Source organism: Paenibacillus sp. HGF5, from assembly GCF_000204455.1.
Lineage (GTDB): Bacteria > Bacillota > Bacilli > Paenibacillales > Paenibacillaceae > Paenibacillus_AQ > Paenibacillus_AQ lautus_A.
Genome location: NZ_AEXS01000096.1, coordinates 1 through 12,555, shown reverse-complemented (window position 1 = coordinate 12,555; position 12,555 = coordinate 1). Strand labels below are relative to the sequence as shown.

At 46.5% G+C, this 12,555-nt stretch carries 11 protein-coding genes and 1 pseudogene; 8 read left to right on the top strand and 4 right to left on the bottom strand.

The window, feature by feature from the left end:
* Positions 1-133 precede the first annotated feature (133 nt).
* Both HMPREF9412_RS14985 and HMPREF9412_RS14980 read left to right on the top strand, forming a co-directional pair.
* Entirely contained in the window at positions 134-1,498 is a 1,365-nt protein-coding gene (locus HMPREF9412_RS14985; RefSeq protein ID WP_009592520.1) for an aminotransferase-like domain-containing protein, read from the top strand.
* Positions 1,499-1,612: 114 nt separating this feature from the next.
* On the top strand, positions 1,613-2,008 hold the full coding sequence (locus HMPREF9412_RS14980) for a VOC family protein (protein WP_036672347.1): 396 nt from the start codon (positions 1,613-1,615) through the stop codon (positions 2,006-2,008).
* 137 nt (positions 2,009-2,145) lie between these two features.
* Here HMPREF9412_RS14980 and HMPREF9412_RS14975 read toward each other — a convergent pair whose 3' ends face one another.
* Complete coding sequence (locus HMPREF9412_RS14975) at positions 2,146-3,048, bottom strand: LysR family transcriptional regulator (RefSeq protein ID WP_036672375.1); 903 nt, start codon at positions 3,046-3,048, stop codon at positions 2,146-2,148.
* A 198-nt stretch (positions 3,049-3,246) separates the two neighbouring features.
* Here HMPREF9412_RS14975 and HMPREF9412_RS14970 point away from each other — a divergent pair, with 198 nt between their 5' ends.
* Positions 3,247-3,714: a DinB family protein gene (locus HMPREF9412_RS14970; protein WP_009592499.1), complete on the top strand. Its 468-nt coding sequence runs from the start codon at positions 3,247-3,249 to the stop codon at positions 3,712-3,714.
* An 86-nt stretch (positions 3,715-3,800) separates the two neighbouring features.
* The gene (locus HMPREF9412_RS14965; protein WP_009592550.1) at positions 3,801-4,205 is read left to right on the top strand and encodes a nuclear transport factor 2 family protein; all 405 of its coding nucleotides are present in this window, start codon (positions 3,801-3,803) and stop codon (positions 4,203-4,205) included.
* A 103-nt stretch (positions 4,206-4,308) separates the two neighbouring features.
* Here the strand turns inward: HMPREF9412_RS14965 and HMPREF9412_RS14960 are convergent, their stop codons facing one another.
* Entirely contained in the window at positions 4,309-5,658 is a 1,350-nt protein-coding gene (locus HMPREF9412_RS14960; protein WP_009592481.1) for a glycoside hydrolase family 64 protein, read from the bottom strand.
* A 304-nt stretch (positions 5,659-5,962) separates the two neighbouring features.
* A complete protein-coding gene (locus HMPREF9412_RS14955) occupies positions 5,963-6,706 on the bottom strand; it encodes an EcsC family protein (protein ID WP_009592468.1) in 744 nt (247 codons plus the stop codon).
* Positions 6,707-7,022: 316 nt separating this feature from the next.
* On the opposite strand from HMPREF9412_RS14955, the gene HMPREF9412_RS14950 reads away from it, so the two are divergent.
* Complete coding sequence (locus HMPREF9412_RS14950) at positions 7,023-7,646, top strand: flavin reductase family protein (RefSeq protein ID WP_009592477.1); 624 nt, start codon at positions 7,023-7,025, stop codon at positions 7,644-7,646.
* A 4-nt stretch (positions 7,647-7,650) separates the two neighbouring features.
* Here the strand turns inward: HMPREF9412_RS14950 and HMPREF9412_RS14945 are convergent, their stop codons facing one another.
* Complete coding sequence (locus HMPREF9412_RS14945; protein ID WP_009592522.1) at positions 7,651-8,613, bottom strand: helix-turn-helix transcriptional regulator; 963 nt, start codon at positions 8,611-8,613, stop codon at positions 7,651-7,653.
* 109 nt (positions 8,614-8,722) lie between these two features.
* Here HMPREF9412_RS14945 and HMPREF9412_RS14940 point away from each other — a divergent pair, with 109 nt between their 5' ends.
* From HMPREF9412_RS14940 to ppsA, 3 genes and pseudogenes are all read left to right on the top strand, one after another.
* Positions 8,723-9,202: a GyrI-like domain-containing protein gene (locus tag HMPREF9412_RS14940; protein WP_009592552.1), complete on the top strand. Its 480-nt coding sequence runs from the start codon at positions 8,723-8,725 to the stop codon at positions 9,200-9,202.
* 22 nt (positions 9,203-9,224) lie between these two features.
* Complete coding sequence (locus tag HMPREF9412_RS14935) at positions 9,225-9,689, top strand: hypothetical protein (RefSeq protein WP_009592531.1); 465 nt, start codon at positions 9,225-9,227, stop codon at positions 9,687-9,689.
* Between the two features lie 224 nt (positions 9,690-9,913).
* Positions 9,914-12,528: pseudogene (gene ppsA, locus HMPREF9412_RS14930) on the top strand (phosphoenolpyruvate synthase).
* Positions 12,529-12,555 lie beyond the last annotated feature (27 nt).

Here is a 12,555-nt window from a genome sequence, read left to right as displayed (position 1 = left end):
GCCATCGAACAGAACAAATTCCCCATATCAAATGCATTTTGATACTATTAGTCTATGGTTACAGGTGCCGCAAGTAAATCTGATTATTTAACGTTTGTACCTATACAGATTGAGGAGAGGAAGAGGAGGCCATATGATCTATGCCGAGGTCATGAAGAGCATCGAGCAGCAAATCGATAATGGAGGGTTGAAACCCGGGAAGAGGCTGCCATCCATACGGGCGTTAGCCAAGCAGTTCGACTGCAGTGTGAATACCATCATCAAAGCATATTCAGAATTGGAAAAAAAACATAAAATCTATTCCGTCTCGAAAAGCGGTTACTATGTTGTAGAGCGGGTGCCTTCCGGACATTCAGGTTCAGCTAACACGGGAGTCATAGATTTTCTGTCAGCTGGCCCCGACAAGAATGCCATGCCTTACCGGGACTTTCAGCACTGCATCAATCAAGCTATCGAAGGTTATAAAGAGGAGATGTTTACCTATTCGGAGATCCAAGGGCTGCCTTCGTTAAGAGAGGAGCTGGCCCGGCATCTGCGAGAACTGCAAGTGTTTACGGTTCCTGACCGAATCTGCGTGGTATCCGGGTCACAGCAAGCGATTCATCTATTGATTTCGCTTCCCTTTCCTAATGGCAAAAAAAATATCTGCGTAGAACAGCCTACTCATGTCAGTATGATCGAGTCGATCAAGGTTCAGCAGGCCACGACTTACGGAATCGAAATAAAGGAGAGAGGAATCGACATGGAACGGCTGGAGCATCTGTTCAAATGCAACGACATTAAATGTTTCTACACCGTGACCAGGTTTCATAACCCGACAGGCTGCAGCTATTCCAATAAGGAACGACGAAAAATCGTGGAGCTGGCCCAAAAATACGACGTTTACATTATCGAGGACGATTATCTAGGCGATCTCGATCCTGACAAGAACCAGGATCCGATGTTTGCTTACGATCCATCCGGAAGGGTCATATATATCAAAAGCTTTTCCAAAGTAATGCTGCCCGGCTTAAGATTGGGGCTTGCTGTTATTCCGAACTTCCTGCGTGAATCATTCCTTAGCGCCAAATTCGCTACCGATCTCCATACCCCGGTCCTTATGCAAGGGGCTTTGGAAATTTACTTGAAGAGCGGCATGTTCAAGGCTCATATCCAGCGCATGAGATCCATCTACAGCAGGAAAGCGGCCTTATTGCAAAAGGCTTATCAAGAGAAGCTGCCGTCAAGCGCCGCATATTCGGTTTCTCAATCGGGATTCTATTCAACGATCCGGTTACCTGGTCTGCTTAAGGCCGGGATGTTGATTGAGGATTTGAAGAAGGAAAACGTATACGTAGACGATGCCCGAAAAATGTATCTTCCCGAGTTTGCCCAGGATTCGGTGATTCGCTTAAGCGTTTCGCAGGTAGAGGAGGAGCACATCGTAATCGGAGTCCAAACCATAGCTCGCGTTATAAAAGAGCAACTTAACAAAATGCCGCAAGTGAAATTTATATGATATGAAGAAACAATGAGATATTCATAGGAATGACATAGCAAATAAAAAGAAATATCAATTCCTTAATTCTATTATGATGAATATGAGTTGATTTGAGTGTGAAGGGGTGTATGTATGAGGTCTTTAGGGTCGTTGAATGTTGATGTAATTACATTGTTTGTGGAGGATTTGCACAATGTGAAGGTGTTCTATCAAGAAGTCTTTGGTTTTTCCGCTGTTTATGAGGACGATGTTTCTGCGGTGTTCAATTTCGGAAATATGAGCATTAACCTCCTGAATATCTCCGAAGCCCACGGTCTGATCCATCCTGGAACAGTCGCGAGCCGAGAATCCGGATCTCGGTTCCAGTTTACTATCCGGTTGGATGATGTAGATGCAGTATGCAGCGAATTGAAAACACGCGGCGTTACCCTGCTTAACGGTCCAATGGATCGGCCATGGGGTGTCCGAACCGCTGCCTTCACAGATCCGGCAGGGCATGTATGGGAGATTGCTCAGCAAATAATTTGAAAAAGTTAGTGAGTTTAATTTTAGGGGCAGCATTTGACACAAAAATGCTGTATTTATTCGTTAAGAAAAGCCTGATAACTCAGGCTTTTTGATTTCTTATCCAGCATATGAACAACTGAAAACGGAAAGATCCCTATCTATGAAGACTTCGAATGACGGATGGCTGCCTCGATGTAAGCCCTCAAATTTTTGATGAATGTGCGCATGGCATATCCCATAAATCTGTCGCTGCGGTAGATCAGACAAATGTCCTGAGAAGGCGTAGGATTCCTTAGATGCACGACTTTGATTTCTGTATTCCGAAGATTATCCAGTAAAAGTCGCGGCAGAACGCACGCGCCAACTCCGCTCTGTACCATCTGGAGGAGGGAGGATAATGTTGTTGTCAACATATGAGGCTGCACTGCAAAGCCGTTGTCCATGCAGAAGCGGTCGATCAGCTTGCGGCATTGATGATCGGGTGGAAACATGACCATATTCATGGAGCGCAGCCTGTTCAAGGGGATGAAGTTCTCCCCGGCAAGAGGATCGTCCCTATGCACAGCCAATGAGAATTCCTCGTGAAACAGGGGAATTGAAGTGAGACGTTCATCGATAACGGGTCCGATGGTTACGCCGATATCGATGCTTCGGTCCAAAACTTGTTCCGTTACCTTCATGGTTTCCAGAAGGGACAGCGAGATGGTGGGATAGGTCTGATGGAAATCCAGCAGCAAGGCATTAAACATGAGATCCGCGTCACCGGGCAAGACCCCGATCGATAGCGATCCACCTTGCATCTGCTTCAGATCGGCAATGGCATCGCCCGCTTGCTGCAGATGCCCGAACACGGCGGCAGCATGTTCATGAAGAATCGCTCCAGCGTCCGTAAGAATAATGGTTTTTCCCACGCGATCAAACAACAGAACCCCTAATTCCTCTTCCAATCTCCTGATCTGTTGGCTTACGTTGGGAGCACTGACTCCCATTTTTTCTGCTGCTCTCGAGAAGTGAAGCTCTTCGCATATAGCCATAAAATATTGCAGTTGTTTTAACTCCATCCTGCACACCTTGCCTTCCCTTGCATCCTTGAATGGATGTTTCACGAATATTGTGGCGTTATCTTCCTGATCTGTCAATTCATTATCGTTAACTTATACTTAACGTTCCGGTAATGTCCACTGCATTGATGTAACGTTCCGTGCGACCTATACTTGGGAGCATAACAAACGTTTTTTATGACAAAGGAGGAAATGAACATGTCCGAAGCGATAATCAATACGGCGAAGATTGGACGTCAAGTGGTGCTGCAGCAGGTGCAGGCTATACCGGAGGAGCGGTTCGACATACAAACTTCAGGATTTAACAACACCATCCGTTGGAATGTCGGCCATATCATTTATTGGATGGATACGTATACTACCCTGAGCTTTGGTTCCCCATCAGCCATACCGGACTCGTATGCTTTACTGTTTAACTCCGGGACCAAGCCCTCGGAATGGAAGGTGGCTCCTCCATCGAAAAAAGAGCTGGTCGAGATGTTAACAGCTCAGCTTTCACGCCTATCTGTGCTGAATTCGGATATGCTGGACGAGAAGCTTTCAACTCCGTACGTCATGGGACCGTTCCAATTCAGTACGGCCGGGGAGCTGTTCAACTTCGCGCTGCTTCACGAAGCCATTCACCTCGGAACGATATCAAGCCAGCTAAAGGTTCAGACGCGCTAATCAAAGCTTGGAAAGCGTAAACAAAGGCGAATGATCGACAGCTCCATGAATGGAGCTGTCATTTAAACCATAAGGAGGAAGCCTACATGAAAAAATCTGTAGAATCCGTATCAACCCGAACAACTGAAAGTTTTGAAGCTTTTAAGCAGGCATTAGAAACAGGGCATACAGCGGATTTTCTTGATAAGGTTACAGATGGTTTTCATTTCTTTGTTCCGCTCCCGCTAGATGGGTGGGATCACAAGCAGCAAGGCAAAGAGCGGTTCGAGGAATTGGTCAGGTTCGAGCGTTCCGTATTTCAGATGCAGCTGATTCCGCTCGTCTTGATTGAGAATGCGGATCACGGGATGGTGGTATTTCGCTCAGAAGGTTTGTTGAATGGCCGGTCTTTTAGTAATGAGCTTGCCATCGTCTTCGAGTTCGAGGGAGAGCGGATCGCCTCCTTCCGCGAGTATGTAGGTATGCCGTTAAAAAACTATGAGGCCCCCTAAAACGCATGAAAAGCCGCCAAAATCGCGGCTTTTTTGGGCTAAAGATGATAAATAAAGCGAGTAGACAATTTGCAATATCAGTCACTCAGGTATCATGGGAGATTTACCACCCGATACGGATGATCAGGCCTTTCGGGTCGCCAACTTCAAGGTAAGCGGCCTGGCCGTTGACATCGTCATACGGAAAACCGTAGGCCAAGCGGTTAATGCTGTGGTCGTGCCAGAATTTTGCGTAATAATTGGCCGGGGCGGCTTGATAGTAATTCGAAACGTCATTCCAGTCGTTGGCCGTGTATACATGACGTTGAATGGCGGCACAAGTTGCCGCATCCGTTAAAGCGCCGTCGCACCGGAAAATATCCTGCGTGCTGTATGGAGCGTACCCGCCGAAATAGTTGCCATTCGCGCCACCCTGGGCAAAAGAACCGTGAATCGGCGCGACAATGCGATACGGTGCTTGAATCGTGGCCAACGATATGAAGGCGGCAGGAACTTCCGCCTGGAATTTGGCGAAGATACCGTTTCGGGTTTCGGATTCCAGCTCGCCTACAGTCTGGTCGAAGGAGCCGGATTTATTGACCAGACGATGCTGAAGGGGGAAACCGAATCCATCGACGCGTGTCGTATTGCCGTGGTAGCCGGCGGCGTCAATCGTGAATTCAACGAAATCAAAATAAATATCGCGGTTCGGGTCGGTCGGATTGTTCAGATCGGGGCCGGCGAATCCATCGTTAAAGGTCTTCAAGTACAGAGGAGTGCCGACGCTAAGGAACATTCGGCCCGATGTGATCTGGGGCAATGTGACCCAAGAAGCATCGCTGACCTTATGATAAATGTTGGCGTAGTTGATGCCGTTCTTGGTTAAATGTCCTGGCGCATCATTCAAGGCGCTGGAGATCGGGATCAGATTGCCGTTAAGGTCCAAATAGCTCCACTGGTTGTTGACGGGATTGATGCCGAGAACGCCCCAGTATATTTGCTGGTCGGTATAAGCGCCATGGGTCCCGTTCAAGATCTTGACCGAGACGGCACCGTTTGGCGGCATGGGGATAGTGGATGGAAGAATGTCATATATGGAGCCGGAAGAAGAGGGAGGCGGCGTGGAACCGGCAGTGTGAGAAAATACACCGGTGTCATAGGCAGGGATCCCGTTATTGTAAGTAAACGAATACGTAATCACGTGGCCGGCGGCAATGCCTGTGATGGCCTGCTCATATCGGGATTTTCCGGCATGGTAAGACATTCTGAAATTTTGCTGTTCGCCGCCGTTCACTCGATAATGGACATCGACCCAGCTAGTGTTGACGGCGGATTTGAACCATACGGTGGCTGCGCCGCCGGATAATTCAACGCCCTGTGTATAGTCCGCAGCTTCGGCTCTCGTACCGAAAACGGACCAACTGGTCAGCAGCAGCGACAGAACCAACAGGTAACGCATTCCCTTCTGCATCATCAAAATTCCTCCTTTGAACTTAGGATTAAAACAACTTCGCAATTGGGACTGAAACGGCATCCCTCCTTTATTTTGGCTGATAGTTGGCTGACTGTAAGTGTCAATCCATGCGATGACAAAAAGATTATAATTCCGTTTTCCAAAATTTAGTAGTAGCGGAATTTCGGGATGGGGTTCGCCATTTCGGAAATGGAAATATGCGCGTGGTAATGACAATGGAAACACACCAAAAAGCAGCTTATCCTATGGATGAGCTGCTTTTGTGGTATGCTTCGTTCATGTTTCTTAGATGTATAGGATAGGGTTAACCCAATCCCTCGAAATCGTGCAATCTGCGCACGCGGTAAGCGTTCATGGCGAATTGGCGCAGCTCCTCAAGTATGGTGTAATTCGCCCATGCGCCTGCGAAAGCGCCGATCCCGGGCACCATCTGCAGCATTTTCCGGAAATCCATGGCATCTCGATACTCGATCTGAAAGGTTTCCCAGTCCATATTCCTGGCATATTCGGTATCGGAGCGCCATTGTTCCTTTTCAATATGCCAACGCTTGACGGAATCGAGCAGTCTGGCACGGTTTTCGGGCCCCGAAAACGTCATTTGAAATACCTTGAGGATGAATACCCGCTCGGAGAAGTGTTTGGTGTCATAACCGTAAACATGCGCCAGCTCGAACAAAAATTTCATTTTGATCGCGATTAAAGCCGGAAAGTCTACCATGCTGAACATGATGCCGCCGGCTCCGGTACCCGCTCCTTCGGCAACCGCGATTTTTTGGTACAGAGCAAACAACTCTTTCGCTTCTTGATCGGCAGCTTCCAGTTCCAGAGTACGCTGGACCGGCCGGCTAGGCGTATATTCTGCTCCGAACAGTGCCGTACGCACAATCGATCGTATGGTGGTCGTGATGATGGTGTGCACTTTCGGGGGAATCCAATGATTAATCCGGCTGCCGATGGTTTTCGATGTTTTTTCCAGCCAGCCCGGCGGTTTGAACATCTGGTGTTCCCAGTCGGCGATCTCCCTCCGTACTTTATGCTCGTAATTCATGATCAATCGCTCCTCTAAACGTCTTCGCTATATTGTAACGAATATCTCCGTGGTTCGGAACAGACCGCGGAAGGTAACAGACCTCGACTAAAGTCCAGTATCGTAATTGCATTAAGAGCGCAAGTTCTGTTTGCACTTTCTTATAACTTATAAATGGTTGTTAAAGCGGTTTTTAAGTCAGAAGTTTTGCAGTCGTATCTGCTGCGGTGTGTCCATAATTTCAGTATCTTGTGCTCTTATTCCATATTCCCCAGAACATCCCGAAATTTGTGATACATTACCCTAGAAGCTTATTATCGAGGAGAGTGAATCTGTTATGCATAAAGTAATTGAACCCAAAATCCTTTACTTCGGGACTTCGGTTGTGCTCATCAGCACAATGAACGAAGACGGTACGTCCAACCTGTCTCCGATGTCGTCAGCCTGGTGGCTCAACCAATCGTGTATGCTGGGTATGAGCAAAAAATCGAAGACGGTTCAAAATTTGATCCGTGAACTGGAGTGTGTACTTAGTCTTCCGTCGGTTGACTTGATTCCTGCTGTGGATCGGCTGACGCTGTTGACGGGGAGCAACCCAGTCCCTGATTCTAAAGCAAAAAGGGGCTACAGGCATGAGGCGGATAAATTCGGAGTCGCTGGCTTAACACCACTTCCATCCCTAATCGTTCAGGCTCCGCGCGTCAAAGAATGCCCTGTGCAGCTGGAAGCCAAGCTTGTGAAGCTCCATGCATTTGAAGAACCAAGCTCGCTGGTTGCCATAGAAGTTCGAATTGAAAAAATCCATATCGAAGAAGAACTTCTTGTGACTGGTAACCCCAATTATATCGATCCTGCGAAATGGAATCCGATGATTATGAATTTCTGCGAATATTTCGGTCTGAGCGAGCAATTGTCTGCATCAAAATTGGCGCCGGTATTCGGACCGGATCCCGTAAAATAGTTGTTTATGGACAGTATAAGCTGAATCTTTCTTTCAAACCTTCTACGACTTGTTCAGGTATCTCCCTAACCTTGATATCCCCACCAAGAAATAGCAGCCAATTTGTGATTTCGGTCAATTCTTCCACCTTGTTCACATCGATAAAAGCCTTAAGAACGGCTGTGGTTTGGTAAGGATTCGTATATGCAATGGAAAACTTTACAGGATGGTACTTTTTGAACTGGGCTATCGCCTTTGGACCAAGATCAAGGACAAGGTTGATGAACTCTTCCTGCTTACTCAGCTGCTCTAAGATCTTTTTCTTGCCAACCCTTTTTTTCGTATGGAATCGTTCTATGTCAGAAAGATTGTCGACAGGAATAATCCGTCTCTTTTCTTCCGCTAAGTCAAAGCCTTCAATTAACCATAAGCTCTTTTCACGATAAAGGTGCAGGAGATAAATGGGATAAGACTTTATTTCCTTCTCTTCCTGGACGGAAACCAATAAATAGTTGTCCAGCAGAAGGAGTTGGATGAGTTTTTCTAACATCGGATGGGGCAGGTCGGACAGATCAAGCAAGTCGGGATTATGAGGATTGGTTCCTTCAAACAGCAATATTTGATTTAGTAGAACAAGATCGTCTTGCTGGTTCTCCGAGATGAGGCCGAGTAATTTTTCAGCCAAAGAATGGCGACTCTTTAGATAAGGGAGCTGTTGATTTCGAGTGGCCATAAAGGCGATAAACAAGGCTTTGATTTCAGTGTCGGTAAAGCGGACCGTGGGCAGGACGGAGTTGTTCATGACAAAATAACCCCCATCCCTGCCAACTTCAGCGACAAGCGGCATCCCCATGGCTTCGATTTCTCGAATATCTCGAATCGCCGTCGAGCGAGAAATGTTAAATTCGCGCATAATTTCAGAAATGGTAAAGTGGGCGCGGTTGTTGATATACCGCATGATGGTATTAATCCGCTCAACTTTTTTCATCGGACTCTCCTAAACAGTATCATTTTTTGACATGATTTAAGGTTATTATAAACCTATCAAGTGAAAAGACAAATCATTTGAAAAATTTTAAAAAAGGAAGGTTTTGAATATGGAGAATTATACCCTTGAGGAAAAAGACAGCTTTATCGTATTAGGTATTGGAACGGAACTTAAAAGCGATTACACGGATTATGCCGGCATCAACAAGGAAAAAACGGAATTTTGGGAGTCGGTGAAGCAAGACGGAAGACTGGACACCTTAAAGGCCTTAGCTGCAAATGATTACATTTTTGCCGTGAACGAGGCAGTCAATAACAAGATGATGTATTATGCCGGCGTCATGACGGAGGAGTCGTTACCAGAAGCTACTAGGGTTATTCAATTTCCTAAAGGCGAATACCTCGTTGTAAAAGGGGAAGGGAAAACCGCGGATGAGCTGGGCCATAAACTTACCGGCATTGCCTTTGGTCAAGTATTGCCGTCAGCCAAGGATTTTGCCTATGTCGGCGGGCCGAATGCAACGGTGGAGATGGAAGAGCGGGACGGCTTCGTATGTGGCGAATTGTGGATTCCCGTCGTAAGGAAATAAATAAGATCAAAGGAGAAGCGGCATGGCTTATATCGTTGATTTTAAAAATGTATCTACGGTTGGTTTGGAGTCTTCGCCCGCAGCGGAAGCGCTTGCTGGTTTACGAGCGAATGAGGCGCGTTACTTCATGAACAAATATAAGCATGAATTTACGGTTGTACCAGCCGGCGATAGCCAGGAGACCCTGGATTATGTGAACCGGATATTGAAAGAAGAACGAGATCTTGAGTTTGCGGCCAAACCTTTGGAGACGTCGCGTTTTCAAGTGGAAAACATCCAATGGGCTTTCGTCTTTTATGAGGATGGCCTCGCGGTCAATGTCATGTATACGGTTGATGATCCTAAGAAGCGGGCTGTCGGTTTTAAGCTTTCGGAGGGGATGGAGGTACCGCAGGAGTTGGAAGGGAAGTTTAAGTTTGCAAGGCAGAAGTCCAAATTAGCCGGAACCATTCGGGGCTCGTTCTTTGTAATTAAAAAGGAATACTAAGCGGTGAGCAGTCAAATAAATAACGAAAACCCAAAAAAGAACCTGAATCCTCTGATTTCAGGTTCTTTATTATTGCAATTACATAGACACGATGATACAATCGGAATGCGACACAATCGTGTATAAGGGTATAAATATCTCATCTTACAATTTAATTGTACCACGCTAAAAATACCTTTGTCAAATGTTTTTTTTCTCAATTTAATGGTTAGGAGAGATGTTGAATGCGTTCTTTGGTTCTCGATTTTCAAGACATGGAACAAAACCAGCTGTTGCTCGTTGGCGGAAAAGGAATGAATCTAGGAGAATTAGCAAAAATCGAAGGAATACACGTACCGGAAGGATTTTGCGTTACAACCGCGGGATATCAAAAAGCCATCGAACAAAACGAAACCTATCATGATTTGCTGGGACAGCTAGCCATGCTAAAAGCAGAGGATCGGGAGCGAATTGGTGAAGTCAGCAGGAAGATCAGGCAAATCATTATGGACGCAGAGATTCCTGCCGACGTCGTGAAAGCCGTAACTCATTATCTCTCTCGGTATGGCGAGGAACATGCTTATGCCGTTCGTTCCAGTGCGACAGCTGAAGATTTACCTCATGCCTCCTTTGCCGGTCAACAGGACACCTATTTAAATATCATCGGGACAGAGGCCGTCTTGCAGCATATCAGTAAATGCTGGGCATCCCTATTCACGGATCGCGCCGTGATCTACCGGATGCAAAATGGATTTGACCACAGTCAAGTTTATTTATCCGTTATCGTTCAAAGGATGGTTTTCCCGCAGGCTTCAGGGATACTATTCACAGCAGACCCGATGACATCCAATCGAAAGCTGCTCTCCATCGATGCCAGCTTTGGACTTGGAGAAGCGCTGGTCTCCGGTTTGGTATCTGCCGATTGTTACAAAGTACAGGATGAGGTCATCGTCGATAAGAGGATAGCCGCCAAAACATTGGCGATCTATGGACGACAGGAGGGCGGAACGGAGACCCGGTCGATTGCCCCCGATCAGCAAAAGATCCAAACCCTTACCGAACAACAAATTTTACGGCTGGAACGCATCGGAAGACAGATTGAAGCTTATTTCGGCCGGCCGCAAGATATCGAATGGTGCCTGGCCGATGACGTGTTTTATATCGTTCAGAGCCGGCCGATCACGACGTTATACCCGATCCCTGAAGCGAGTGATCAAGAAAATCGCGTCTATATCTCTGTTGGTCATCAACAAATGATGACGGATCCCATGAAACCGCTGGGATTGTCTTTTTTCCTGCTAACGACTCCTGCACCCATGCGCAAAGCTGGCGGAAGATTGTTTGTTGATGTCACACATCATCTGGCATCGCCTAACAGCAGAGAATTTTTATTAAATAGCATGGAACAACACGATCCGCTCATGAAAGATGCACTTATGACCATCATTGATCGAGGAGATTTTATAAAATCGTTACCCGATGATAAAAAGAAGCGAGTCCCGTTAGAAGCAGTAATGCTATGCCGCCTGCCGGTGCTCCCCCACAATTCGAAAACGAGCCGACAATCGTTAATGATCTGATTCAACGAAGTCAAGCATCGATCGAAGAGTTAAAACATAACATCGAGACGAAATCTGGAACGGATTTATTTGATTTCATTGTGGAAGATATCCAGCAATTGAAGAAGATTCTGTTCGACCCGCAAAGTTCGGCTGTCTTTATGGCTGCCATGAATGCTTCATCATGGATCAATGAAAAAATGAACGAATGGCTAGGTGAAAAAAACGCAGCAGACACGCTTTCTCAGTCTGTACCCCATAATATTACTTCGGAAATGGGTCTGGCGCTGCTCGATGTCGCAGATGCGATTCGTCCTTATCCGGAAGTCATTGATTATTTGCAGCAAGTCAAACACGATGATTTTCTGGATGAGCTGGTTACGTTTGATGGCGGGCGAGAAGCCCGAGACGCGATCCGTGATTTTCTCAACAAATACGGGATGCGATGTGCCGGAGAAATCGATATCACTAGAACACGTTGGAGCGAGAAACCCATTACGCTCATCCCATTGATTATAGGTAACATCAAAAACTTTGAGCCTAATGCCAGCCATCGAAAGTTTGAGCAAGGGCGACAGGAAGCGCTGAACAAAGAACAAGAACTCCTGGAACGATTAAGCCGATTACCAGATGGTGAACAAAAAGCCGCAGAAACCAAACGAATGATCGACCTTATCCGGAATTTCATTGGTTATCGGGAGTATCCGAAATACGGCATGGTTAATCGCTACTTCGTATATAAGCAGGCTTTACTGAAAGAAGCAGAACAACTCGTAGAAGCGGGCGTTATTCATGACAGAGAAGATATATATTATCTCTCTTTTGAAGAGCTTCACGATGTCGTACGCACAAATAAACTGGATTACCGAATGATCAACAAACGAAAAGACGAATACAAATTATATGAAAAACTGACTCCTCCGCGTGTGATCACATCGGATGGCGAGATCATTGTTGGTGAGTACAAACGGGAAAATATTCCTGCTGAAGCCATTGTAGGGCTGCCAGTTTCTTCGGGCGTTATTGAGGGAAGAGCACGTGTCATCTTAAACATGGAAGACGCTGACCTGGAGGAAGGAGACATCTTAATCACTGCCTTTACGGACCCTAGCTGGACGCCATTGTTTGTATCCATTAAAGGATTGATCACCGAAGTGGGCGGACTGATGACCCACGGAGCCGTTATTGCGCGTGAATATGGATTGCCTGCCGTTGTCGGCGTCGAGAATGCGACCAAAAGGATCAAGGATGGACAGCGCATTCGCGTGAATGGAACAGAGGGGTATGTGGAAATATTATAATAAACACCAACATGAAGCCGCGATTTT